The organism is Collinsella sp. AF20-14LB (assembly GCF_003459505.1).
GTDB lineage: Bacteria > Actinomycetota > Coriobacteriia > Coriobacteriales > Coriobacteriaceae > Collinsella.
Genome location: NZ_QRWD01000025.1, coordinates 1 through 23,313 on the forward strand (window position 1 = coordinate 1; position 23,313 = coordinate 23,313).

24 protein-coding genes and 1 tRNA gene are annotated in these 23,313 nt (G+C 63.2%); 19 read left to right on the top strand and 6 right to left on the bottom strand.

What is annotated here, in order from left to right:
• The first annotated feature begins 399 nt into the window (after window positions 1–399).
• From hisG to hisE, 10 genes are all read left to right on the top strand, one after another.
• A complete protein-coding gene (gene hisG / locus DWX63_RS10340; RefSeq protein ID WP_117843649.1) occupies window positions 400–2,115 on the top strand; it encodes an ATP phosphoribosyltransferase in 1,716 nt (571 codons plus the stop codon).
• 105 nt (window positions 2,116–2,220) lie between these two features.
• Window positions 2,221–3,657, top strand: coding sequence for a histidinol dehydrogenase (hisD, locus tag DWX63_RS10345; RefSeq protein ID WP_117843650.1), 1,437 nt, complete (start codon window positions 2,221–2,223; stop codon window positions 3,655–3,657).
• Between the two features lies 1 nt (window position 3,658).
• Window positions 3,659–4,774 (top strand): histidinol-phosphate transaminase, encoded by a 1,116-nt coding sequence (gene hisC / locus DWX63_RS10350; RefSeq protein ID WP_199411194.1) that lies wholly within the window; start codon window positions 3,659–3,661, stop codon window positions 4,772–4,774.
• Window positions 4,775–5,362, top strand: a complete 588-nt coding sequence (gene hisB, locus DWX63_RS10355; RefSeq protein WP_117635658.1) for an imidazoleglycerol-phosphate dehydratase HisB — start codon at window positions 4,775–4,777, stop codon at window positions 5,360–5,362.
• Between the two features lie 79 nt (window positions 5,363–5,441).
• A complete protein-coding gene (locus tag DWX63_RS10360; RefSeq protein WP_117743682.1) occupies window positions 5,442–6,137 on the top strand; it encodes an imidazole glycerol phosphate synthase subunit HisH in 696 nt (231 codons plus the stop codon).
• Entirely contained in the window at window positions 6,134–6,877 is a 744-nt protein-coding gene (locus tag DWX63_RS10365) for a HisA/HisF-related TIM barrel protein (RefSeq protein WP_117843651.1), read from the top strand. Before DWX63_RS10360 ends, DWX63_RS10365 begins: the two co-directional genes overlap by 4 nt.
• 3 nt (window positions 6,878–6,880) lie before the next feature.
• The gene (hisF, locus tag DWX63_RS10370) at window positions 6,881–7,663 is read left to right on the top strand and encodes an imidazole glycerol phosphate synthase subunit HisF (RefSeq protein WP_117743684.1); all 783 of its coding nucleotides are present in this window, start codon (window positions 6,881–6,883) and stop codon (window positions 7,661–7,663) included.
• Window positions 7,664–8,005, top strand: coding sequence for a phosphoribosyl-AMP cyclohydrolase (gene hisI, locus DWX63_RS10375; protein WP_117843652.1), 342 nt, complete (start codon window positions 7,664–7,666; stop codon window positions 8,003–8,005).
• Window positions 8,002–8,229 (top strand): hypothetical protein, encoded by a 228-nt coding sequence (locus tag DWX63_RS10380; RefSeq protein WP_117843653.1) that lies wholly within the window; start codon window positions 8,002–8,004, stop codon window positions 8,227–8,229. The genes hisI and DWX63_RS10380 overlap by 4 nt, the downstream gene beginning before the upstream one ends.
• Before the next feature lie 15 nt (window positions 8,230–8,244).
• The gene (hisE, locus tag DWX63_RS10385) at window positions 8,245–8,562 is read left to right on the top strand and encodes a phosphoribosyl-ATP diphosphatase (RefSeq protein WP_117583614.1); all 318 of its coding nucleotides are present in this window, start codon (window positions 8,245–8,247) and stop codon (window positions 8,560–8,562) included.
• Between the two features lie 27 nt (window positions 8,563–8,589).
• Here hisE and DWX63_RS10390 read toward each other — a convergent pair whose 3' ends face one another.
• The 3 genes from DWX63_RS10390 to DWX63_RS10400 all read right to left on the bottom strand — a co-directional run bounded on the left by DWX63_RS10390 (window position 8,590) and on the right by DWX63_RS10400 (window position 13,606).
• Window positions 8,590–9,501: a PHP domain-containing protein gene (locus tag DWX63_RS10390; RefSeq protein ID WP_117843654.1), complete on the bottom strand. Its 912-nt coding sequence runs from the start codon at window positions 9,499–9,501 to the stop codon at window positions 8,590–8,592.
• Between the two features lie 119 nt (window positions 9,502–9,620).
• The gene (locus tag DWX63_RS10395) at window positions 9,621–10,040 is read right to left on the bottom strand and encodes a nitrous oxide-stimulated promoter family protein (RefSeq protein WP_117843655.1); all 420 of its coding nucleotides are present in this window, start codon (window positions 10,038–10,040) and stop codon (window positions 9,621–9,623) included.
• Window positions 10,040–13,606 carry an ATP-binding cassette domain-containing protein gene (locus tag DWX63_RS10400; RefSeq protein WP_117843656.1) on the bottom strand — a complete coding sequence of 1,189 codons (3,567 nt, stop codon included), beginning with the start codon at window positions 13,604–13,606 and terminating at the stop codon, window positions 10,040–10,042. Before DWX63_RS10400 ends, DWX63_RS10395 begins: the two co-directional genes overlap by 1 nt.
• 383 nt (window positions 13,607–13,989) lie before the next feature.
• Between DWX63_RS10400 and larC the strand changes: the two genes are divergently transcribed.
• The 6 genes from larC (at window position 13,990) to DWX63_RS10430 (ending at window position 19,406) form a co-directional block, all read left to right on the top strand.
• Window positions 13,990–14,475, top strand: coding sequence for a nickel insertion protein (gene larC / locus DWX63_RS10405; RefSeq protein WP_117843657.1), 486 nt, complete (start codon window positions 13,990–13,992; stop codon window positions 14,473–14,475).
• 71 nt (window positions 14,476–14,546) lie between these two features.
• Window positions 14,547–15,095 (top strand): phosphodiesterase, encoded by a 549-nt coding sequence (gene yfcE, locus DWX63_RS10410; RefSeq protein ID WP_117843658.1) that lies wholly within the window; start codon window positions 14,547–14,549, stop codon window positions 15,093–15,095.
• 2 nt (window positions 15,096–15,097) lie between these two features.
• Window positions 15,098–15,958: a nucleoside triphosphate pyrophosphohydrolase gene (gene mazG, locus DWX63_RS10415; protein WP_117843659.1), complete on the top strand. Its 861-nt coding sequence runs from the start codon at window positions 15,098–15,100 to the stop codon at window positions 15,956–15,958.
• Window positions 15,959–16,146: 188 nt separating this feature from the next.
• The gene (eno, locus tag DWX63_RS10420; protein ID WP_117564903.1) at window positions 16,147–17,436 is read left to right on the top strand and encodes a phosphopyruvate hydratase; all 1,290 of its coding nucleotides are present in this window, start codon (window positions 16,147–16,149) and stop codon (window positions 17,434–17,436) included.
• 195 nt (window positions 17,437–17,631) lie between these two features.
• Window positions 17,632–18,384 (top strand): hypothetical protein, encoded by a 753-nt coding sequence (locus tag DWX63_RS11545; protein ID WP_233514536.1) that lies wholly within the window; start codon window positions 17,632–17,634, stop codon window positions 18,382–18,384.
• Window positions 18,385–18,404: 20 nt separating this feature from the next.
• The gene (locus tag DWX63_RS10430) at window positions 18,405–19,406 is read left to right on the top strand and encodes a hypothetical protein (RefSeq protein ID WP_117843660.1); all 1,002 of its coding nucleotides are present in this window, start codon (window positions 18,405–18,407) and stop codon (window positions 19,404–19,406) included.
• Window positions 19,407–19,561: 155 nt separating this feature from the next.
• Here the strand turns inward: DWX63_RS10430 and DWX63_RS10435 are convergent, their stop codons facing one another.
• From DWX63_RS10435 to DWX63_RS10445, 3 genes are all read right to left on the bottom strand, one after another.
• Window positions 19,562–20,800 (bottom strand): AAA family ATPase, encoded by a 1,239-nt coding sequence (locus DWX63_RS10435; protein WP_233514537.1) that lies wholly within the window; start codon window positions 20,798–20,800, stop codon window positions 19,562–19,564.
• A gap of 322 nt (window positions 20,801–21,122) precedes the next feature.
• Window positions 21,123–21,207 (bottom strand) — tRNA-Leu (locus DWX63_RS10440).
• Window positions 21,208–21,238: 31 nt separating this feature from the next.
• Window positions 21,239–21,862, bottom strand: coding sequence for a hypothetical protein (locus DWX63_RS10445; RefSeq protein WP_117843662.1), 624 nt, complete (start codon window positions 21,860–21,862; stop codon window positions 21,239–21,241).
• 163 nt (window positions 21,863–22,025) lie between these two features.
• Between DWX63_RS10445 and DWX63_RS10450 the strand changes: the two genes are divergently transcribed.
• The 3 genes from DWX63_RS10450 to tnpA form a co-directional block, all read left to right on the top strand.
• Window positions 22,026–22,313, top strand: a complete 288-nt coding sequence (locus DWX63_RS10450) for a PTS sugar transporter subunit IIB (protein WP_117843663.1) — start codon at window positions 22,026–22,028, stop codon at window positions 22,311–22,313.
• Window positions 22,314–22,324: 11 nt separating this feature from the next.
• A complete protein-coding gene (locus tag DWX63_RS10455; RefSeq protein ID WP_117640416.1) occupies window positions 22,325–22,699 on the top strand; it encodes a VOC family protein in 375 nt (124 codons plus the stop codon).
• A 207-nt stretch (window positions 22,700–22,906) separates the two neighbouring features.
• Window positions 22,907–23,313: IS200/IS605 family transposase (gene tnpA / locus DWX63_RS10460; RefSeq protein ID WP_117843664.1), on the top strand; the 407-nt coding region annotated here is incomplete at its 3' end.

Genomic DNA, 23,313 nt, shown 5'->3' on the forward strand with positions numbered 1-23,313 from the left:
TCACCAAGCACAACCTCAAGTACCGCCGCTACTACCACCAGTTCGACTACTAAGAGCTGGTCGCAGGTCCGATATCTTGGCTGGTTGATATCTCGACCCTACACAAGGGCGTCCGCATTTGCGCGGGCGCCCTTTTTGCGTTGCTGTCGGCGCAGGGTGTCTTCGGCGGAAAGTTCATCCCGGGCTTGCGGCTCGGAGTGGGACGCGCTTTCCTGCTGGGCTGGGGGAATCGCCAGATTGAGCTGAGGGCCCGCCCCTATGTTTCTAAATGAATACGCTGTGAGCCGAGGGAGACGAATTTCCCCGCAAGCACTCTAGTATGCTAAAGTACCCAGAAGACCGGCGGAGCTATGCCGGTCTTCTGTTCTATATGAAACACAGCATGAGGAGGCTCACCAGATGACGGCCACACCGTGGGGATTCCGGGACATATTGCCCGAGGAGGCTCAGGCACGCGAGGAGATCGCATGTACGGTGAAGGGCTGCTTTAGGGAGCATCATTACCTGCCGGTTGAGACGCCGCTGCTCGAGGACAAGGGTTCGCTCGAGGAAGGTGGCCGCATTGCGGACACGCCGTTTAAGCTCTTTGACGATGATGGGCGTTTGCTGGTGGTCCGTCCCGACAACACGTTGCCGATCGTGCGCTTGGTTTCGACCCGCATGCGCGCGGCCGACCTGCCCCTGCGCCTGCGCTACGAGGCGCCGGTGGTTCGCGAGTGCCAGCGCAATGCCGGCGGCTCGCGTCAGTTTACGCAGCTGGGCTTTGAGCTCATCGGTGCGGGCGACGCCGCGGGCGATGTCGAGATTGTCTCGCTGGTAGCCGAGGCCGTGCGCAAGCTGGCGTTGCCCGATGCGCGCATTATCGCAGGTAGCGTGCGTCCTTTTAAGGAGCTGCTCGCGGCGTGCGAGGATCGCGAGCTGGCTGCCGAGGCCCTGCGCTGCGTGCACGCCAATGACTTTGTGGGCCTCGATGCCCGCGTGGCGGCAAGCGCCGAGCCCGAGGCCGTCAAGGCCGCCATTAGCGAGCTGCCGCGCTTGCACGGCGGTGCCGAGATACTCGACCGTGTGGATGCGCTGCTGGAAGCTGCCGGTATCGTCGCGCCGCTGACGCGCGAGCTGCGTGCCCTGGTCGAGGGCCTGGCTCCCGAGGACGCCCAGGTGCTGTCCTTCGACTTCTCCATCATGAACTCTTTTTATTACTACACGGGCCTGGTCTTTAAGGCCTATGCCGGTGGCCTGCCCGATCCGGTGGGTTCGGGCGGTCGCTACGACTCCATCTTTACCGGCGCGTTCGGCGATGGCATCGAGGTACCGGCGGCGGGATTTGCCTTTTCGCTCGAGCGTCTGGAGGCCGCGCACACTTCGGCTGAGGACGCCGCTTCCGACGGCGACCACGCCGCGGGCCGTGGTGCCGAGGGTCCGCTGCGCATCGCCGTTCCCAAGGGCTCGCTTAAGGCCGACACGCTCGACGTGCTCGAGGCCGCGGGCCTGGACGTCTCCGAGCTGCGCGACCCCGGCCGTCACCTGATCGTGCGCGGCCGCGATACGCGTGCCGGCGAGGGCGCGGTCGGCGATATCGAGTTTGTCATCGTGCGCCCCAGCGATGCGCCCGCTTTTGTGGGCTGCGGTGGGGCCGATTGCGGCATCTGCGGCTGGGATTCGCTTATCGAGGCCGACCTCAACCTGCTGCAGCTGGTCGATTTGGGTTACGGCCTGTGCACCTTTATTGAGGCTGAGCCCGCTTGGCGCGCCGGTCAGGCCGAGCGCAACTATGCCCGCCGCGGTTCGCTTCGCGTGGCAACCAAGTACCCGCGCATCGCGAGTGCCTGGTATGCCGAGCGCGGCGTGAACGCCGACATTGTTTCGCTGCACGGCAACATCGAGCTGGGACCCATCGTCGGTATGACCGATCGCATCGTGGATATCACCGCCACGGGCGCCACGCTGCACGACAACGACCTGGTCATCACCGGCCGCATTATGGACTGCACGGCCCGCTTCTTCGTCAACCCGGGTGCCGCGCGCCTGGATCCGCGCGTTCGCAACCTGGCCGATCGCCTGGCGGCTGCCGTGAAGGACAAGCATTTTGAGCCCGTCGCGGGCTCGGCACAATAGCGCGAGCGCGCACGGGCGCCCCCATATCCGGACTGCGGGCCGATTGGTGCCGCTGCCCGGCATCTCGTTTTCCAAACGCAACCTCGACCGATAGGGGATACCGATATGAAGACCATCAAGCTTGCTCCCGGTGAGCGCCTCGTTACCAACCAGCTCAACCGCAAGGGTGTGCTGCCGCAAAACATCGTCGACGCCGCCCGCGATATCGTGGCCAACGTGCGTGCCAACGGCGATGCTGCGGTGCGCGATTACTGCCAGCGTTTTGACGGTGTCGAGCTGCAAAGCTTTCGTCTGCCGCAAGAGCAGATCGATGCTGCGCTCGAAGGCCTCGACCCGGCCTTTGTCGCCGCGCTCGAGAAGGCTGCGCGCCAGATTCGCGAGTTTCACCAGCGCGAGGTCGAGCAGGGCTGGTTTACCACGCGTCCAGACGGCACGATGCTCGGCGTTAAGGTGACTCCGCTCGCCGCGGCCGGCATCTACGTGCCGGGCGGTCGCGCGCAGTATCCCTCCACCGTGCTCATGAACGCCATTCCTGCCAAGGTGGCCGGCGTCAAGCGCGTGGTCATGGTGACGCCGCCGCAAAAGGACGGCCTGATCAGCCCCTATACGCTCGCCGCGGCCAAGCTCGGCGGCGTGGACGAAATCTATATGGTGGGCGGCGCCCAGGCCGTGGCCGCGCTGGCATACGGTACCGAGACCATTCCGCGCGTCGACAAAATCACCGGCCCGGGCAACGCCTTTGTCGCCGCGGCCAAGCAGATTGTCTCGGGCGACGTGGGCGTCGACATGGTCGCCGGCCCCTCCGAGGTTTGCGTGCTGGCCGATGCCACGGCCAAACCCATGGTGGTCGCGGCCGACCTGATGGCCCAGGCCGAGCACGATCCGCTGGCCGCCTGCTATCTGGTGACCTGCGACGAGCAGTTTGCGCGCGAGGTCGAGGCGGGTGTCGACATTCTGGTGGCGCAGTCGCCGCGTGCCGAGATCACGCGCGCCTCGCTCGACAACGAGGGCACCATCGTGGTGGCCGCCGATATGGCTGCCGCCGTCGAGGCCGTGAACACCGTGGCGCCCGAGCACCTGGAGCTGCACTGCAAGGATGCAATGGGCCTGCTTGGCGGCATTCGCAACGCCGGCGCCATCTTTGTGGGCGCTTGGAGCTCCGAGCCGCTCGGCGATTACGTTGCCGGCCCCAATCACACGCTGCCGACCGGCGGCACGGCCATGTTCTCCAACCCGCTTTCGGTGGAGGAGTTCGTTAAGCGCTCAAGCGTTATCTGCTATACGCCCGAGGGCCTGCTCTCCGACGCTCCCGCTACGCAGCGTTTGGCCGAGGCCGAGGGCCTGTGGGCGCACGCGCTTTCTGCCGCCCTGCGTCGTCGCGTGCTGGAACAGGGCGAGGATTCCGTGAGCGCCGAGTCGCTGGCGGCGGCCGACCTGACCAAGGTTGCCTGGCCGGGCGACGCCGCGGCGACGGTCGCCGAGGGTGTGGACTTGGCGGCTGCGGGCGCGGATGGCGCTAACGCGACCGGCGGGGAGGCCTAATATGGCCGAGCTGACGCCTCGCATGAAGGAACTCGTCCAGCCCTACTTGGCCGGCATTGAGCCCTACGATCCCAACTTTACGCCCACGCGCATCAACCTTTCGGCCAACGAGAACACCTATCCCGTGCCGGCTGGCGTGCGCGAGGCGGTCGACGCGGCACTCGCCGCCACGCCGCTCAACCGCTATCCCGATCCCATGTCCAACGAGCTGCGCGACGAGCTGGCCGCTTGGCATGGCGTGACGCGCGAGAACATCTGCGTGGGCAATGGCGGTGACGAGCTGCTCTATAACTACCTGTTGGCGTTTGGCGGCGCGGGGCGGACCCTGCTCAACTGCCCGCCGTGCTTTAGCGAGTATGCGTTCTTTGCGTCGCTCTGCCAGACCGAGGTGCGCGACGTGTGGCGCGATCCGGTGACCTTTGAGCTCGATCAGGCTGCCGTGCTTGCGGCAGCGCCCGAGTGCAACCTGGCGATTGTGACCTCGCCCAACAATCCCACGGGCGACGTGGCGCCGCTCGACTTTATCGCGGCTCTGTGCGATGCGTGTCCCGGCATGGTGATGGTCGACGAGGCCTACGTGGAGTTTGCTGACGATTCGTTTGGCGCGGCCACCACGGCGCAAGGGCTTATCGCCGAGCATCCTAACCTGGTGATTCTGCATACGCTGTCCAAGGCGTTCGGCGCCGCCGGCACGCGTCTGGGCTATGTGATTGCGTCACCCGAGGTTATTGACGTGTTCGCGGCGATTCGCCAGATCTATTCAGTCAGCGTGCTGAGCCAAGCCGCGGCGCTTGCCTGCGTGCGTGCCCGCGATGCGTACGCGCCCGTGGTGGCACAGGTTGTATCCGAGCGCGAGCGCGAGCTGTGCGCCCTGCGCGCAATGGCTGCCGAGGGCCTGCCCGTGGAGGCGTGGCCGAGCGCGGCGAACTTTGTGCTCGTGCGCACGCCGCACGCCACGCGCGTGCGCGAGCGTCTGCGCGATGAGTATTCGATTTTGGTGCGTGACTTTAGCTACGCGCCGGGGCTTGCGGACTGTCTGCGCATTACCGTGGGTACCCCGCAGGAAAACGACGAGGTGCTGGCAGCGTTTGCCGCGCTGGTGAAGGAGGAGATGTAGATGGGCCGTTATGTCGAGGTGACCCGCAAGACGGGCGAGACCGACATTGTCGTTAGGCTCGATCTGGACGGATCCGGCGTGTGCGATATCTCGACCGGCGTGCCGTTTTTCGACCACATGCTCAACGCCTTTGGCCGCCATGGCCTGTTCGATTTGACGGTACATGCGATGGGCGATGTGGAGGTCGACGCGCACCACACCGTCGAGGACACGGGCATTGTGCTGGGCGAGGCGTTTTGCCAGGCACTGGGTGACAAGGCGGGCATTACGCGCTTTGCCGATGCGGCGATTGCCATGGACGAGACGCTCGTGATGGCCGCCGTTGATATCTCGGGTCGCGGGCAGGCCTATTGCGATCTGCCCGTGCCGACCGAGCGCGTGGGCAGCTTTGATACCGAGCTGGCCGTCGAGTTCTTCTATGCCTTTGCGCGCGATGCTAAGCTCACGCTGCATGTGCGCGAGCTGGCGGGCGGCAACTCGCATCACATTATCGAGGCAGCCTTTAAGGCCGTGGGACGCACGATGCGCCACGCCTGCGAGCTTGATCCCCGCGTCCAAGGAATCCCCAGCACCAAGGGCTCACTGTAACCGCCATATAGGCAGAAACCACCACAAAGGTGCCTGTCCCCTTTGTGGTGGTATTGGATGATGGAAAAAGGAGGGTCGCGTGGGCGAACCGAAGATCGTGGTGGTCGACTACCACAAGGGCAACTTGTCGAGCGTCGTGCGCGGGCTTGCGCGCGCCGGTGCCGCTGCCTGCACATCGGACGATCCGGAGCAGATCCGCAACGCCGACGGCCTGGTCATCCCGGGCGTGGGTGCGTTCTATGACGCGATCGCCTTTATGCGCCAGAGCGGCGAGGAGGCGGCCGTGCTTGACGCCGTTGCCGCCGGAACTCCTCTGCTCGGCATCTGCCTGGGCCTTCAGCTGTTTTTTGAACGCGGCGACGAGGGCGTGCCGGCGGACGAGGGCGCGGACGACGATGCCTCCGAGCAGGCCGGCGGTCCTTGGGTCGATGGCCTGGGCATTATGCGCGGCTCGTGCACGCGCTTGGAATCGAGTCGCCTGAAGGTGCCGCACGTGGGCTGGGACCAGGTGCACATGACGCCCGCCGGCGCGGCCGATCCGTTGCTCGCCGGTTTTGCCGAGGGCGCCAACATGTACTTCACCCACAGCTATGCGGTGGCCGACGATGTCGATGCCGCCGATGTTCTGGCGCGCACGCACTACACGCGGAGCTTCCCGTGCATCGTGCGCCACGGCAACGTGTGGGGCTGCCAGTTCCATCCCGAGAAATCCTCCGCGCTGGGACAGCGCATCCTTAAGAACTTCGTCAACATCGTCGAGGAGGCCGGCCGATGATCCTGTTCCCCGCAATCGATCTGATCGGCGGCAAGGTCGTGCGCTTGGAGCGCGGCGATCGCAGCCGCTGCAAGGTATATTCCGACGACCCCGTGGCCGTTGCCCGCTCGTTTGCCGAGCAAGGTGCAAGCTGGGTGCACGTCGTCGATCTGTCCGCTGCCTTTGGCGAGGATGAGGACGCATGCGCTGCCAACTCGACGGCGATCAAGGCTATCTGCGGCATCGACGGTCTGTCTGTGGACGTGGGCGGCGGCGTCCGCTCGCTCGCGCGCATCGACGAGTTGGCCGGCTACGGCGCACGCCGCATCGCACTGGGCACCGTGCTGGTGACCGAGCCGGGTTTTGCCGAGGTGGCGGCCAAAGGCTTTGGCGAGCTGCTGGTGGCAGACATCGCCGCCCGTGACGGCCAGGTCAAGGTGAACGGCTGGCGCGATGGCGCGGGCGTGGCGCTCGATGATGCGGTGGCGCAGCTTTCCGAGTTGGGCTTTAAGCATTTGGTGTACACCGACATCGCGCGCGATGGCATGCAGACGGGCATCGACGTGGCGGCGTATCGCCATGTGGCCGAGGTCGCGGGTTTTCCCGTCGTGGCTTCGGGTGGCATCTCGACACTCGACGATATCTGCGCGCTTGCCGCGGTGGGTGAGGATGCTATTGAGGGTGCGATCACCGGTCGCGCACTCTACGAGGGCAACTTTACGCTGGTACAGGCGCTCGCCGCCGCCCGAGGGGAGGAGTAACCCATGCTTACCAAGCGTGTGATTCCCTGTCTGGACGTTAAGGACGGCCGCGTGGTCAAGGGCGTCAACTTTGTGAGCCTGCGCGATGCGGGCGATCCGGTGGAGCTGGCGCGCGTCTACGACCGCGAGGGCGCGGACGAAGTCGTGTTCCTGGACATCACTGCGACGAGCGACAACCGTGCGACGACCATTGAGATGGCGGCGCATGCGGCCGAGGAGCTGGCCATTCCCTATACCGTGGGCGGCGGTTTTCGTGACCTGGCGGGCATGCGAACCATGGTGGCTGCCGGTGCCGATAAGGTGTCGCTCAACTCTGCTGCCGTGCGCGATCCGTCGCTGGTCAGCCAAGCTGCTGCTGCATTTGGCAGCCAGGCCGTGGTCGTGGCGATCGATGCCAAGCGTGTTGGTCTGCCCGGTGAGCCGGGAGCCGACAAGTGGGAGGTCTTTACCGCGGGCGGCCGTAACGCCACGGGTATCGATGCGGTGGCGTGGGCCGAGGAAGCGGCTCGTCGCGGCGCCGGTGAGATCTTGCTCACCAGCATGGATCGCGACGGCACCAAGGCTGGCTTCGACCTGGCACTCACCCGCGCCGTGGCGCGCGCGGTGCCGATCCCGGTGATCGCAAGCGGCGGCGTGGGCACGCTCGAGCATTTTGCCGAGGGCGTGATCGAGGGCGAAGCCGATGCCGTGCTGGCAGCAAGTGTCTTTCACTTTGGGACCTTCAGCATTCGCGAAGTCAAAGAATACATGGCCAGCCAGGGAATACCTGTGAGATTGGACTTCTAAATGGAGCAAGTGACAACCGCGGCAGAGCTCAAATACGACGACCGTGGGCTGATTCCTTGTGTGGTTCAGCAGTATGACACCGGTGAGGTGCTTATGGTTGCTTGGATGAACGAGGAATCGGTGGGGCTGACGCTCAAGACCGGTACCACGTGGTTTTGGAGCCGCAGCCGCCAGGAGCTCTGGAACAAGGGCGCGACGAGCGGCAATATGCAGGAGGTCAAGGAGCTCTGGGCCGACTGCGATAGCGATACGCTGCTGGTCAAGGTTGACTCGCCGGGTCCTGCCTGCCATACCGGCAACCGTACCTGCTTCTTTAAGCACGTAAAGGGGGAAACACGATGAAGGTCGTGACGCCGTTCGAAGTCGCTGACTGCAACGCCGAGCTCCTCCGCGTGGGCGTGCCGTGCCGCGTGCACCTGACCGATGCCTGCGGGGCGCAGTCGCTTTGGCTCGAGGCCGAGAAGGAAAGGCTCGATGAGGCCCATGCCGTCATCGTTGAGTTCTTTGAGAAAAAGGGCGCAAAGCCTCGGTTCGATGAGACCGGTAATTACTTTACGCTGCAGTAACGAGAGGAAATAACCATGGGAGTCAGAACAGCTAACGTGCAGCCGGGAAACATCGGTGAGACGCTGACGGGACTGGCCGAGGTGATTCACGGTCGTCGCGACGCATCGCCGCAGGAGAGCTATACCGCGCGTCTGCTGACCGACGTCGAGGACGAGCTTCTCAAGAAGCTTGCCGAGGAGGCGAGCGAGGTGATCATGGCCTGCAAGGATAACGACCACGATCACATCCGCTACGAGGCCGGCGACCTGATCTACCACCTGCTCGTGACGCTCGAGCGCTACGGCATCACCCTCGACGAACTGGCCGGCGAACTCAACGCCCGCCGCCACTAGTCATTGGGGACGTTCTTAAACGACTAGTTAGGCGAGGGGCGTGGATTCCCATTCGCCGGTGGGGTGGGGGATATCGAAGGCCCGGTAGCCGCAGTCGTAGGCGTGGGCCTGGGTCTCGCGGATGTTCCAGCAGATGTCGCAGGCGCGGTGCGCGTCCGAGCCAAAGGTGATGGGCACCTCGGCATGGGCGAAGCGGCGCAACAGCCCGGTCGCGGGGTAGTAATCGTCGAGCCCCTTGCGCGGTGCGGCGGTCGAGACCTCAACGCGGCGACCCGTATCGTGGGCGCATTCGGCCATCTGCTCCCAAAACGGCGCGGGGTCAAAGTCGGGTGCAAAGCCGTCCTTCGAAAAGCGCATGACCAGGTCGGGATGGGCCATCGCGTCAAAGTTGAGTGAGCTTTCGCAAGCACGGCACCAGTCGTCGACGTAGCACTCCCACACGCCGCGCACGCCTAAGTTTTCCCAAACATGCAGGTTGGTATCGTCGTCGATCCAACCGCAAAGGGAATCGGGTGTATCGGGGCGCGCGACGTCCTCTGTCCCTGCCGTGCCCGCGGCGCCTGCCGCAATATCGCCCGGGTTGCCAATCCAGTGCACGCTGCCCAGACGTACGACGGCGCCCTGGGACCAGTGCTCTTCCAAGGGCTCGCAGCCCTCGTACCAATCGCATTCAAAGCCATAGATAAGCTCGAGCTCCGGCGCGATTTGCGCGGCAAGCTTGCGGGCGTCCTCAAATGCCAGGCGATGCGCCGTCAGGTCGTCCTCGACAACCTGCACTTCGCAGTTGGCGTCCATGCTGGCGGGCAGGGTGAGGTGGTCAGTCGAGACCATGACGCGGCAGCCGGCCGCAGCAGCGGCGCGGACGTTGTCCTCAAACGAGGCATGGCCATCCGAAAACGAGGTGTGGGTATGGCAATCGACCAGCGGGCAGGCGGACATGGCGACTCCTTTGCATTTGGCGAATCCGTTCCATTGTAATGGCGCAGCCTCGGCGCGGCGGGAACGCTGCAAGTCGAAACCGACTGGAAAGGGCAGGCGGCGCGTGCCGGCGCCGGCGACTACTTGTTTCGTGTCGCCGCTCGTTTGGACTGCACGGTTATAATCGCGTGCCGCACGGCGGTGACGGGACGATAGCGGATCATACGCGGTCCTGACCAGCGCATGACCTCGCGGATCTTCTCGCGCATGGCAGGCCGGTAGCAATGCGAAGGACAGGCCGAGCAAAATGTCTTGGTGCCCATGTGCGGGCAGTGCTCAATGCGCGCGATGGCGTATTTCTGCAGCTCGGCGCATTCAGGGCAGAGCGTAATGGTCCGAAGGCCGAGCTTCACGCGCACGGACTCATCGTTGCCAGCCTGTTCGACCGCATGCCCGCCGCCATGATGCCCGCGGCACCACAGTGCAATCATCTGCGACACCATCTGGGCCTCGCGTGCACGTTTGCGCGCCAGCTCCGGCGTGTCGGCGGTGCGCGCCATTAGCTCAGCCTCCCGTGCTCGACCGAAAGCGAGAAATCGGCAAACGCGCAGGTGCTGGCACGGTGGCTTACGAGCACAATGGTCTTGCCGCGGCGCTTGAGCTCGTCAACGGCCTGCATTACGGCTGCCTCGTTGAGAGCGTCAAGTGCGCTGGTGGGCTCGTCGAGCAAGATGAAAGGCGCGTCGTTGAGGAAGATGCGCGCAAGGCCGATGCGCTGGCGCTCGCCGCCCGAAAGCGAGTCGCCCAGCTCGGCAACGGGCGTGTCGAGACCCTGCGGCAGGCGGTCGATGAGGGCGGTAAGCGAAGCGGAGCGGCAAGCGTCGAGCAGCTCGGCATCGGTGGCGCTGGCGTGCGCAACCAGCAGATTCTCGCGTACGGTGCCGCAGAACAGATGTGTGTCCTGGGTCATATAGGCCTCGTGGCTGCGCAGGCTCGCCGTGTTGATGTGGCGGGCATCGACGCCGCTCACCGTGATGGTGCCAGCTGCGGGGTCCCAAAAACACATGAGCAGCTTAAGCAGCGTCGACTTGCCCGAGCCCGAGCGCCCCATGATGCAGGTCATGGTACCGGGCGCAAAGGTGCAGGTCACGTCGTCGAGGATGAGACTCGCAGCGGTGTCGTTCGCGACCTGCTCTGTGGCGCCCGCACCGCCCGCGTCCACGCCGCCCACATAGCTAAAGCTCACATGCTCGGCTGCGGCGCCGGCAAACTCAACGTTCTGTCCATCGGCGACCTCGGCGCACTGGGGCTGCTCGTCGAGCAAATCGAGCACGCGTGCGCCCGAGGCGAGCGTCTCCTGCAGTGAGGCGCCCAGGCGGCTCACGGCCATCACCGAGCCAAACGACGACACAAAGGTAAAGACGGCGACAAACGCTGCGGCAAAGTCAATCGTTCCCGCAGCCACCAGCTGCAGCGCACGCCCGAGCATCACCAGATTAGCCACAAGAATAAGCGCATCGGCTACGGCCTCGCTGACCGCCTGGCGGCGCTTGAGGCGCGCGTCCACGGCGCCGACTTGCTCGGTCAGCTTGCCCAGGGCACGGCTGCGATCGGTGCCACCGGCAAACTGGATGGTCTCGCCCGCGCCGCGCAGACTGTCGAGTACAAAGGCGCCCAGCTTACCGGCGCCCTCGCGGCTCTGGCGGCCGGTGGTGCCGCATGCCTTGGCCGAGGTCAGGGGCAGCAGCACGCCCAGGACCGCGTAGGCCACGAGCGCGATGCCCGCGAGCTCGGGGCTCACAGCCAGCAAAAAGCCCTCAAACACAACGGTGCAGACCAGAGCTATGGCAATGGGCGAGATGGTGTGCGCGTAGAAGACCTCGAGCAGCTCGATATCCGAGGTGACCAGGCTCACGAGCTCGCCCTTGCCGCGGCCCTCGAGCTTGGCGGGGGCGAGCTGGCGCAGGGCGCCAAACACCAGGTCGCGAATGTGTGCGAGCAGACGGAATGCGATGTAATGGTTGCAGAGCTGCTCGCCGTAGTGGAGCGGCCCGCGCGCGATGCCGCAGGCGGCGCAGGCCGCGCATGCTGCGATAAGACCAAGCCCCAAGGCGTTGCGGCCCAGCGCGGCCATAAGGCCAAGGGCGCCAAAGGCCGGCACGAACGCGGCGGTGAGCATGCCGATGCTGCCCAGCGCGACGGCTAGCACAAGCCAGCCGGCAAGCGGTCGGACGAGCCCCATCATGCGCCACATGATGGACGGCGCCGAGCGACGGGCGCGGCCGGAGTCAGGCGCCGCGGCAGCGGAAGACGAACTAGTACCGTTGAGGCCATCGGCACAGGCGGCGCTGCCGTCAACAGCCTCAACCGCGCCGGCATCCTCAGCATCACCCTCTGCATACGCATATGCCGAGAGCTGCTTCTGGCTGTTCCACATGCGCGCATAGGCGCCCGCGGCGGCCAAGAGCTCGCCGTGAGTCCCGTGCTCGGCAATGCGGCCGCGTTCCAGCACCAGGATCTGATCGGCGTCCACGATCGTCGACAGGCGGTGTGCCACCACAATTACAGTGTGCCCGCCGGCAAGCGACGCGATGACCTCGCCGATCGCGGCCTCGCTTGCGGCATCGACGTTGCTCGTAGCCTCGTCAAACACATAGATCGGCGAGTCGTGCAGCAGGGCGCGGGCCATGCACACGCGCTGGCGCTGACCGCCCGAAAGGTTGGTGCCGCCCTCGTTAATCACCATGTCGAGCCCGCCGTTGGCCTGCACAAAGGCCGCCACGCGCGTGCGGTCGAGTGCGCGCAAAAGCTCGGTATCGGTGGCGCTGGGCTGGGCGAGCAGCAGGCTGTCGCGCAGGGTGCCGGCAAACAGGTAACCGTTGATGGGCACCAGGGTGACGGCGCGCATGAGTGAGGCGGCCGTGGCGTCGCGCAGCTCGACGCCGCCGATGCGAACGCTGCCACGGTAGGCACCCTTGCGGCCCGCGATGATCCCCGCGAGCGTGGACTTGCCGCCGCCACTTTCGCCCACGAGTGCCACGAGCGAGCCGTGTGCAATGGTCGCGCTGGCGCTGTCCAGCACCGTGCGGTCGCCGTATGCATAACTCACGCCCGCGAGCTCGACATCGCCGCGACCGTCAAGCTCGACATCGCCGCGCTCGGGCTCGGGCGTATCCAAAATGCCAAACATGCGGCGCGAGGCGGCCATGCCGTTCATGGCCGTGTGGAACAGCGATCCCAGGCGGCGCATTGGCAAAAAGAACTCCTGCGACAGAAAGACGATGAGAAAGGCCGCCTCAAAGCCAATCTTGCCCGTGGCGAGCTGCAGCGCGGTTACGATAATGCCGAGCGCGGCGCCCATGTAGACGACCAGGTCCATAACGCAAATGGAACGCAGCTGCATCACCAGCAGGCGCATGGTCGCTGCGCGGAAACGCTCGGACTCGGCGTTGATACGCTCGTGCCAACTGCGATCGGCCTGGTAGACCTTAAGGGTAGTGAGACCCTGCACGGCTTCCAGGAACATGCCGCCAAGATCGACATAGCTGCCCCAGTACTCGGCACCGATCTTTTTGGCGTTGCGCATGACCATCATAATGGAGACGGGAATGACCGGAACGCAGGCGAGCAGCAGCGCGGCGGGAAAACCCGCCTGGCCCACGAGCAGCACAAACAGCGTGATGGGCGCCAAGCCGGCAAAGAAGAGCTGCGGCAGGTAGCCGCCAAAGTACACCTGGAGTTGCGTGGCGCCCTCGACGCTGGTCTGGACGGCCTCGGCGGTGGGGACGGTCTCGGTGTAGGAGGGGCCGAGTGCGGTGAGCTTGTCGTAGACGAGTGAGCGCACGCGGCGGACGGCCTCGAACGCGGCCTTGTCGCCGGCGCGTTGGGCCAGGTAGATGGAGGCGGCGCGCACGATGATGGCGGCGGCGAGCGGCAAGGCCGCCTGTGCGAGGGCATCGACGGCGAGTGCGGCGGAAAGGCCGTCCGTGACGATGCCGCCCAAGATGCGCGCAAGCACCCACATCACCGTGATGTTTGCCATGAGCGCGATCCACTTAAACAGGACGCTTGCCATAATGTAGGGCGTTGCCTGCGGAACCAGGGAGAAGAGCCGCTTCTCGAACATGAAACCTCCTATGCCGTAACGGTGCCGGGTGGGGTCCTCGGCAGCCGCTTAGTTAGCCAAATGCAACTAGAGTAACATCGTGCAGCGGGTAAGTATGCCGAGGGTAATTTTTGGTCGATGAACTGCGTAGAAAGTCCAAAATTGTTGAGTGCGGCGAACTTTGTGGTGGACGGAGTGCGGGCGCAATTCTGATCGTGTGCGGCCTCGCTCCAAAACGTGTACGTCAGCCTCCAAAACCGACAAAAAATGACATGTTTGGAGGCTGACGTACACGTTTAGATAGGGGCGAGGGCGGCGACGGACGAAAGTCACGCCTGCGCCACGTCCGATGTGCTAGCGTTTGGGTGAACAAAACGAGCCCGCGCGGAAAGGATCCGGACCGTATGCAATGCGATAGCACATCCCCGCTGTCTCGCGAGACCGATGCGCCCGAAACTATCGTCAAGCTGGAGTGCGACATCGATGACGCGTCGCCCGAGGTGCTCGCCTACGCCGCTGACCGCCTGCGCGAGGCCGGCGCCCGCGAGGTGCACTGGCTGTCCCTCTACTGCAAAAAGGGCCGCCCCGGATGGCAGTTGCAGGTGATCTGCTCGCACGAGGATATCGAGCGCCTACAGACGATTATCTTTTTGGAGACCACGACCAACGCCGTTCGTCGCCAGGTGATGGAACGCGTCTGCCTGCCGCGTCGTTTTGAGCAGGTAGCGACGCCTTGGGGAGAGGTGGCCGTCAAAGTAGCCACCCTGCCCGACGGCAGCGAGCGCGCGGCTCCCGAGTACGAGGATTGCGCCCGTCTTGCCCGCGAGCACAACGTGCCGCTCCAGCGCGTGATGCAGGCGGCACAAGCCTCGGCACTGCGATTCGAGTAACACGGTAGATGGGCTCCACATCCGCCGGACCCCGTATTCAGCTCCCATCAACCCCACCCGAAAGGACCACCATGAAATACCTCATCGCCTCCGATATCCACGGCTCGGCATACTGGACCGAGCGCCTCTGCTCCGCCATCGAATCCGAGCAGCCCGACCGCATCGTGCTGCTGGGCGACCTGCTCTACCACGGCCCGCGCAACGACCTGCCGCGCGACTACGCCCCCAAGCGTGTGATTCCGCTGCTCAACGCCCTGGCCGACCGCATCATCGCGGTGCGCGGCAACTGCGACGCCGAGGTCGACCAGATGGTCCTCGACTTCCCCGTCATGGCCGACTACGCCACGCTGTTCGACGAGGCCGGCCGCGAGCTGTTCCTGACACACGGCCGCGTCTTTGGCGCCGGCATGCACAACAGCGTCGACCACGCGCCCGCGCTGCCCGAGGGCTCCGCGCTCGTCTACGGCCACACGCACATCAAGGTTAACGAGGCAAGCGAGGCGCACCCGGGCCTGTGGCTCTTCAACCCCGGCAGCGTGAGCATTCCCAAGGACGGTACGCACAGCTACGGTATCTACGAGGGCGGCGCGTTCCGTCACGTGATTCTGGAGGAGGAATAACCATGGCGCAGCATATGGCTCAGCAAAATGCCGAGGGTTCGCGCGACCTGTCCACGCTGGTCGACGCGTCGGCCGAGCTGCAGCATTTGGTGCAGACCATCTGGCGTCTGCGTCAGCCCGATGGCTGTCCGTGGGACCGCGAACAGACGCATCAGAGCATCGGCAAGAACATGATCGAGGAAGCCTACGAGGCGCTCGATTGCATCGAGGCGGACGACGTGGCGCATTTGCGCGAGGAGCTGGGCGACGTGCTCATGCAGGTCGTACTGCATGCGCAGATTGCGGCGGACGCCGGTGAGTTTACGCTGGCCGATGTGGCACGCGATATCGACGCCAAACTCATCCGCCGCCACCCGCACGTGTTTGGCGATGCGAATGCCGACAGCCCCGACGAGGTACTCAAGATCTGGGACGAGGTCAAGCTTGCCGAGAAGGCTGCCAAGGACAAGGCCGTGGCAGCGGGTGAGGCTGCGCCCGAGGGCCTGCTCGACGGCGTGCCCGCGCACCTGCCGGCGCTGATGCAGGCTCAGAAGGTGTCGCGCAAGGCAGCGGCCGTGGGCTTTGAGTGGGAGACGGTCCAGGACGTGTGGGACGAGGTCGCTGAGGAGCGTGCCGAGTTTGAGGCCGAGGCTCCCGGCTCGCCCGAGCGCGAGATGGAGTTTGGCGACCTGCTCTTTGCCCTGGTCAACGTTGCGCGCAAGGAGGGAATTGACGCCGAGAGCGCCCTGCGTGCCAGTACGGCAAAGTTCCGCCGCCGCTGGGCCGCGATGGAGCAGATGGCGGCCGACGCCCACGTGGATCTGGCCGAGCTTTCGACCCACGGCCTCAATGACCTCTGGGATGCCGCAAAGGCAGAGGAGTAAGACTGCGGGGGCGACGGGACGGACTTGTCCCATCGCCCCTATTATTTTTAAAAAGATTGTATCCCTTGGCTAACTTAGGGCATAATGCAAAAAGTGCGATAAGGCTAACTTATGAACCTGCGCGCCGCTGTAGCGTGCAAGCCGTGTCGCCAAGCATTCAACCCGTTTCCAAGTGAGAGGGAGACAACATGAGCGATATTTTGGACGTCTACGGTCGCGAGGTGCTCGACAGCCGCGGCAATCCCACCGTCGAGGTCGAGGTCGTGCTCGAGGACGGCAGCTTTGGCCGCGCAATGGTGCCTTCGGGTGCTTCGACCGGCGCCTTTGAGGCATGTGAGCTGCGCGACGGCGACAAGGGCCGCTATCTGGGCAAGGGCGTTTCGCAGGCCGTCGAGCACGTCAATAACGAGTGCGCTAACGCCGTCGTGGGCCTCGACGCCTTCGACCAGCGCGCCGTCGATGCCGCGCTGATTGCCGCGGACGGTACCCCCAACAAGACCAAGCTCGGTGCCAACGCCATCCTGGGCGTGTCGCTGGCCGTCGCCCGCGCCGCTGCCGAGTCGGCGGGCCTGTCGCTGTACCAGTACCTGGGCGGCGTCAACGCTCACCTGCTGCCCACGCCTATGATGAATATCCTCAACGGCGGCGTGCATGCCGACAACAACGTTGACTTCCAGGAGTTCATGATCATGCCCGTGGGTGCTCCGAGCTTTGCCGAGGGCCTGCGCTGGTGCGCCGAGGTCTACCACACCCTCAAGGGCGTGTTGCACGAGGCCGGCCTTGGCGGCGGCGTGGGCGACGAGGGCGGCTTTGCGCCCAACCTCAAGACCAATGCCGAGCCGTTCGAGTACATCACCAAGGCCGTCGAGAAGGCTGGCTTTAAGCCCGGCGTTGACTTCATGTACGCCATGGACCCGGCCTCGACCGAGTTCTACAACGCCGAGACCGGCATGTACGAGCTCAAGGGCGAGGGCGTGGAGTACACGAGCGCCCAGATGGTTGATTACTGGGAGAAGCTCGTCGACACCTATCCCATCATCTCCATCGAGGACGGCATGGCCGAGGAGGACTGGGACGGCTGGGTCGAGCTTACCCGCCGCATTGGCAACAAGGTGCAGCTGGTGGGCGACGACCTGTTCGTCACTAACACCGAGCGCCTCAAGAAGGGCATCGAGCTGGGTGCCGCCAACGCGATCCTGGTCAAGGTCAACCAGATCGGCACGCTCACCGAGTCGCTCGAGGCCATCGAGACTGCCAAGGAGGCCGGCTACGCTTGCATCGTGAGCCACCGTTCCGGTGAGACCGAGGACTCCACGATCGCCGACCTGGTCGTGGGTGTTAACGCCGGTCAGATCAAGTCGGGCGCCCCGTGCCGCAGCGACCGTATCGCCAAGTACAACCAGCTCATCCGCATCGAGGACGAGCTTGAGGGCAGCGCGCGCTACGCCGGCAAGGCCGCGTTCTACAACATTCGCTAGGCAGCGGCGTGTGCGGGGGCGGGGAAGACTCGGATTCGCCTTGCTCCAGCCGGGCGCTGTTGAGCACCATTGGGCGCTGGGCCATATGGCTCAGCGCCTTTTTTATGTCGAGCAAAGGCCGCCGAAGGCGTTGCGTGTGCTCGTGCTATAACTAGAATACTTAGCGCAAACAAACCTCAACCGCACAAGGCGCACATGGATCAGATTTACGACAACAGGTATTATTCCGCCGGTTCGCGCGAGCCGTCGTCTCGCCGCGCACCTACCGTGCAGCTCGGCGGGTCCGACTACGCCGGCGTCGATCGCCGCGCACAGCGTCCGGCAAGTGCCTCACACCCCCGTGCTCAAATGAATACGTCGACGGGCCGCCCGCCACACTCGACGCATGCCCAGCGTCCCTCGGCTCAAGCGCACGAAAAGTCGTCCAGGCCCTCGAGCCGTCTTTCGGGCTCGGACTTCATGCATTACGCCAACGATAACGCGGTGGTCAAGGCAATCTACGACTTTACCCACGGTCCCCAGCGAGGGCTGTTTGTTGGCATTGTCGTTGCCCTGGTGCTCGTGAGCCTGTATTTCCCCGTGCGCGATCTGTACGTGGCAAAGCGTTCGAGCGATATCTTGGCCAAGCAGGTCGAGATTCGTCAGCAATACAATGATGAGCTGCAAAAAAGCGTCGACAAGCTGCTCTCGGAGGAGGGTATCAAGGACGCGGCATCCGAGGACCTGGGCCTGGTGATGCCCGGCGAGAAGAGGATTGAAGTGCAGGGTCTGGACGAGGATTCGGATTCGTCGTCGAGCAAAAAATCCTCGAACGCCAAGAAGGCCAGCGAAGTAGCCAAAGAGATCGAAAAAGTCGGCAAGGACGCGCCGTGGTACATCCAGGCGTTCGATATGCTGTTTGGATTTAACGGCGTCGAGGGCCAGACGGTCGTGTCCAACGGCAAATAGCGCCCGGAGGGGAGCCTGCAATGACGCATTGCAAACGATATAAGGTGGCGGCGATTGACCTGGGAACGGTGTCGTCGCGACTGGTGTTGGCCCAGGTCGAGGGCGGGGCGATCGTGAAATCGTCCAAGCATACTGAGATTACCGACTTGGGCGAGGGCGTGGACGCGACGGGGCGCTTTTGCGAGGCGGCCGTTGAGCGCGTGCTCGCTGCGTGCCGCATGTTTGTGGACGAGGCCCGTGCCTTTGGGGCCGCGTGCATCTGCACCACGTGCACGAGCGCCGCGCGCGATGCCTCCAATGCCGCGCTGCTGCTGGACGGCCTGCGCGAGTTGGGGCTCAAACCACAGGTGATTCCGGGCGAGGTCGAGGCGCGCCTGACGTTTTTTGGCGTGGCGCACGACTTTGCCGGCGAGCGCATCATCGTCGCGGATTCGGGCGGCGGGTCCACGGAACTCGCGACGGGCGTATACGCTCCGGAGCGCGGCGTCTTTGCGCTGGAGGGAACGCGCTCGCTGGACATCGGTTGCCGTCGCGTGACGGAGCGCTTTTTCTCTGCGTTGCCGCCCGCGGATGGCGAGCTTGCTGCCGCTGCCGCGTGGGCAGGCGAGCAGTTCGCCGCCTATTTTGAGGGCCTGCCTGTCGACTTTGAGCGCGCCGAACGCTTAGTCGCGGTGGGCGGCACGGTGACTACGCTGGTGGCTCTGGTCCACGAGCTGGAACCGTACGATTCGAGCTTTGTGCACCTACGCGAGCTGTCGCTGGAGCAGGTCTCGGCCGCTATCGAGCGCATGTCTGTGTTGGACGCGGAAGGCATCGCCGCGCTACCGGGTGTACAGCCCAAACGCGCGGGCGTGATCTTGGCTGGTGCCGTGGTGATTCGCGAGCTTATGCGAGCCGGCGGCTACGACACGCTCACCGTAAGCGAGAACAGCCTGCTTGCCGGCATGGCCGCCACCATTAACGAGGTTCTCGACGGCGCGACTCCCACCATCGCCTGGACCCCGAGCCTGAGTGCTCTTTAACCGTCTTCCTCTGAGTTGCGGTGAAATGCGGACTAAAATCGCCCTTTCGGGCCCCAAACAGTCCCTATTCCACCGCAACTCAACAGCCGGCACCTAGGGATGTTTCTTTTCCGTCGGCACCTGGGGACAGTCCTTGTTGAGCGCCTCCGCAGCCTTTATGCCAGTTTGTCGATTTGCCCAATTTCCCAAAGCGGAATATTGACGAGCGTGCCCTCGTCTCTATATGCCGCCAGGGAGCTCCTCACGCAACGCTCGAGTTTGAATTTTTCGCAGGCTATTTTCAGACTCTTCGCTTTAAGGTTCTCTGCCGCCTTGACCTCAAGCGGGAGCACGGTTCCCGCATGGTCGATGGCAAAGTCGGTTTCGGCATTGCCAGAGGTAGAGGACCAATACACGGGAGTTTTGTCCTGGAGCAAAAGCTCCTGCGCGACGTATTGTTCGGTCAGCGAACCTTTGAACTCGGTAAAAACAGCGGATCCGTTAAGAACGATGGCCGGAGAGAGACCGGAGAGCGCTCCGAGGATGCCGGTGTCGATGCAGAACAGTTTGAAGCCCGAGAGGTCTTCGTAGCTCGAGAGCGGTGTCTTTAGAGCGGAAACACGTGGCACCTTATGAACGATTCCGTAGTCCGTGAGCCACTGGAGGCTTTCCTCAAAATCGCGTGCGCGCGCTCCGGGGCGAAGGGCGCCATAGACAAACTTCTTGTTCTCCTTGGCAAGCTGGCCGGGAAGGGATTTCCAAACCAACCTCATGCGCTCGACGATGCGGGCGGGTGCATGTTTGCCAAAATCGGATTCGTAAGCCTCGATGATTTGCTGCTGAAGCCTTCGGGCTTCAATGAAGTCGCGTGTCTCGGCGAAAGCGGAGACAACTTCGGGCATACCACCGACAACAAGGTATTCCTTGAGCAAGTGCACGAGCTTTTCGGTGACGTTTGCTAGAAGGTTCATGTCTGCGGCAAGGATGGCGTCGGCGAGCGGGTTGCCGTCGACGGCGCGAACGAACTCGGCAAACCCCATGGGACGCATGGTGAGCTGGTCGATTTTGCCGACGGGAAATGACTCGTTTTCGCGTCGGAGCGCGAGGCCCATATAGGAACCGGCTGCTACGATGTGGTATTCGGGTGCAAGCTCGTTGAAGTACTTGAGCGAGGTGATCCCGCGTGGCGCCTCTTGGATCTCGTCGAAGATGATGAGCGTGTCTGTCGGCGTTACGGTTTGGCCACGTAGGAGCTCTATCTGGGAGATGATGCGCTTGGGGTCGAGGTCCCCATCGAACAGCGAGCGTGTGCTCGGCTCGAGCATAAAGTCAAAACGAATGACGTTTCGATACTGCTGGCTTGCGAATTCGTTAAGAAGCCAAGTCTTTCCTGTCTGGCGGGCTCCCTTAAGCAAGAGAGGTTTGCGATTCGCCCTTGATTTCCAAGCGATAAGTTCACTCATAAGCTGTCGTTGCATATTGCCTCCCAACCCTCTCGGCTAGTATAAGGCCATTTGGGCGTTTCCATCGGAAAATGTGTGAGACAACCACGTTTTTCCATCGGAAAATGTGCGAAATAACCACGTTTTTCCATCGAAAAATGTGTGAGGAAACTCATTGGGTGAGTGGAAAAAAGTAGTCAAAAAAGCCACGTCCCAAATTAGCTGCCCTGCAGTTGACGGCATCTAAAAGAAACGGGCCCGCATCCCAAAGGGATACGGGCCCGTAAACAATACGTGGTAGGGGCGGTGGGACTCGAACCCACAATCCTTGCGGCGAGAGATTTTAAGTCTCCTGCGTATGCCAATTCCGCCACGCCCCCGTGAGACTAGAAGTCTAGCACAAGCCGTCCGTTACGCGTTGACGGCCATCGAGTGCTGACCCGACATTTCCAAGTACTCGGTATACTTTGCCTCGTCGCCCTTGTTTTGGTACTGCAGGGCCAGCAGGTACTCCAGGCGGCAGCGCTTGACCGGGTCGTCGCCGACATCCTCGAGTATGCGCTCCAACTCGGGAATGTCGTTGTGGCGCTTGAGGATCATCGTGTCGTACATCAGCTGACACTCGTGTGCAACCGCCTCGGCTTGACCGCCCTCAAAGCCCTTGATCTCGCGCAACAGCTCTTTGGACTTTTTGCGGTCCTCCTGGCCAACATAGTAGTTAAAGGCCTTAATGACCAGGTCGACGCGCTGCATCTTGGGCAGGTTGAGTCCCAGCAGCAGGTCGAACATCTCGCTGGCGCGCTTGTGGTCCTCGCGCAGCAGATAGGAGTTCAGGCGCAGGTAGTCGCGGTTGTAGCGCGGGTACAGCATGCTGGTGAGTTTGCCGTCGAGCAAGCGATCGAACTCGTCCCACTGCTTAGCGGCCATGAGCTGCTGCAGGCGTTTAAACGTGGTGCGTTTTTTGACGCTAAAGAACACCGACACGGCGATACAGATGATAACGACGGCGGTCCAGAGTGTGCGGGAATCGGGCATATTAGGGTCCTTAGTCGCTCATAAAGCGAGCGGTTTGACAACACGTACTGGATGTATTATACGCAGCGCGCAAGCAAACTGGCATAAAAGCTCATCGAGGCCGAGTGCCATCGCTCGCTGCGGTACACTTACCTAAAGTAAACCATGAAGGGAGACATTACCTATGAAGAAAATCGTTTTGGCTTGCGGTGCTGGCGCTGCTACTTCCACGCTCGTTGCCCAGAAGGTCGCCACCCTGCTCGACGCCAACGGTTATGCCGGCAAGTATGAGATCGTGCAGTGCGCCATCTCTGAGGCCAAGGACGCTTGCGACGAGGGCGCCGACCTGCTGATCGCCACCACCGTTGCCCCCGAGGGCCTCACCTGCCCGTACGTGAGCGGCGTGCCCTTCATGACCGGCATGAACCGCGTCGCTGCCGAGAAGGCCGTTCTTGACGTCATGGCTCAGTAGGCGCTGCCTGCATGAGTGAGCAGAACGCCAATCCGGTAGAGCTCTTTGGTATGCGCGTTGCCCATGTGGGCATTAACGCCGCCGACCCGGCAGACGCCTTGGAGATCGCGGAGCTGTTCTCGACGATGATGGGCCTGCCCGTTATCGAGACCCCGGTTTCGTACTTTAACGATTCGCTGGTCGAGGTTATGAAGCAGAACGGTCGTGGCACCAAGGGCCACATTGGCTTTGCCGTCAACGACATCGATGCGGCCGAGAAGTGGTTTGCCGAGCGCGGGCTCGAGGTCAACGAGGAGTCGCGCGCGCTGCTGCCCGACGGTAGCACCAAGCTCGTGTACTTTAAGCGCGAGTTCGCCGGCTTCGCCGTGCACCTGTGCCGCGAGTAGCGCACGAGCTGCTTTAGTTAGCAAAAAGGGATAGGGCCGTATGGCCTTATCCCTTTATTTCAAGACTTTAGTCTGCTGGCCGCGCAGCGCCCAGCTTTAAACCACCCGCTACGCGGGTGGAGACAAACGGCTTTACAAAGCCACCCCTCCGACCGATATTGACGATTGTTCAGGCCGTCAAGAATTCGAGTCGAAGGGGTGGTCGCCATGGCCCAGAAGGCCTACAGCCTTTCCCACGCGAAGTGGATGTGCAAGTACCACATCGTGTTCACGCCGAAGTATAGGCGCAAAGTGATCTACAACCAAATCAGGAGCGACATAGGGGAGATCCTCAGGAAGCTGTGCGAGTACAAGGGGATCGAGATAATCGAGGGGCACCTGATGCCCGACCACGTGCACGTGCTGCTGGCGATCCCGCCGAAGTACAGCGTCGCGAGCGTCATGGGCTACCTGAAGGGGAAGAGCTCGCTGATGATATTCGACAGGCACGCCAACCTCAAGTACAAGTTCGGCAACAGGAAGTTCTGGGCGGAGGGCTACTACGTGTCCACCGTCGGCCTGAACGAGGCGACGATCGCCAAGTACATCAGGGAGCAGGAGTCCCACGACATCGC

Coding starts and splice junctions, on each gene's coding strand:
- hisG (WP_117843649.1), top strand. CDS start 400: ATGACGGCCACACCGTGGGGATTCCGGGACATATTGCCCGAGGAGGCT.
- hisD (WP_117843650.1), top strand. CDS start 2,221: ATGAAGACCATCAAGCTTGCTCCCGGTGAGCGCCTCGTTACCAACCAG.
- hisC (WP_199411194.1), top strand. CDS start 3,659: ATGGCCGAGCTGACGCCTCGCATGAAGGAACTCGTCCAGCCCTACTTG.
- hisB (WP_117635658.1), top strand. CDS start 4,775: ATGGGCCGTTATGTCGAGGTGACCCGCAAGACGGGCGAGACCGACATT.
- DWX63_RS10365 (WP_117843651.1), top strand. CDS start 6,134: ATGATCCTGTTCCCCGCAATCGATCTGATCGGCGGCAAGGTCGTGCGC.
- hisF (WP_117743684.1), top strand. CDS start 6,881: ATGCTTACCAAGCGTGTGATTCCCTGTCTGGACGTTAAGGACGGCCGC.
- hisI (WP_117843652.1), top strand. CDS start 7,664: ATGGAGCAAGTGACAACCGCGGCAGAGCTCAAATACGACGACCGTGGG.
- DWX63_RS10380 (WP_117843653.1), top strand. CDS start 8,002: ATGAAGGTCGTGACGCCGTTCGAAGTCGCTGACTGCAACGCCGAGCTC.
- hisE (WP_117583614.1), top strand. CDS start 8,245: ATGGGAGTCAGAACAGCTAACGTGCAGCCGGGAAACATCGGTGAGACG.
- DWX63_RS10390 (WP_117843654.1), bottom strand. CDS start 9,501: ATGTCCGCCTGCCCGCTGGTCGATTGCCATACCCACACCTCGTTTTCG.
- DWX63_RS10395 (WP_117843655.1), bottom strand. CDS start 10,040: ATGGCGCGCACCGCCGACACGCCGGAGCTGGCGCGCAAACGTGCACGC.
- DWX63_RS10400 (WP_117843656.1), bottom strand. CDS start 13,606: ATGTTCGAGAAGCGGCTCTTCTCCCTGGTTCCGCAGGCAACGCCCTAC.
- larC (WP_117843657.1), top strand. CDS start 13,990: ATGCAATGCGATAGCACATCCCCGCTGTCTCGCGAGACCGATGCGCCC.
- yfcE (WP_117843658.1), top strand. CDS start 14,547: ATGAAATACCTCATCGCCTCCGATATCCACGGCTCGGCATACTGGACC.
- mazG (WP_117843659.1), top strand. CDS start 15,098: ATGGCGCAGCATATGGCTCAGCAAAATGCCGAGGGTTCGCGCGACCTG.
- eno (WP_117564903.1), top strand. CDS start 16,147: ATGAGCGATATTTTGGACGTCTACGGTCGCGAGGTGCTCGACAGCCGC.
- DWX63_RS11545 (WP_233514536.1), top strand. CDS start 17,632: ATGGATCAGATTTACGACAACAGGTATTATTCCGCCGGTTCGCGCGAG.
- DWX63_RS10430 (WP_117843660.1), top strand. CDS start 18,405: ATGACGCATTGCAAACGATATAAGGTGGCGGCGATTGACCTGGGAACG.
- DWX63_RS10445 (WP_117843662.1), bottom strand. CDS start 21,862: ATGCCCGATTCCCGCACACTCTGGACCGCCGTCGTTATCATCTGTATC.
- DWX63_RS10450 (WP_117843663.1), top strand. CDS start 22,026: ATGAAGAAAATCGTTTTGGCTTGCGGTGCTGGCGCTGCTACTTCCACG.
- DWX63_RS10455 (WP_117640416.1), top strand. CDS start 22,325: ATGAGTGAGCAGAACGCCAATCCGGTAGAGCTCTTTGGTATGCGCGTT.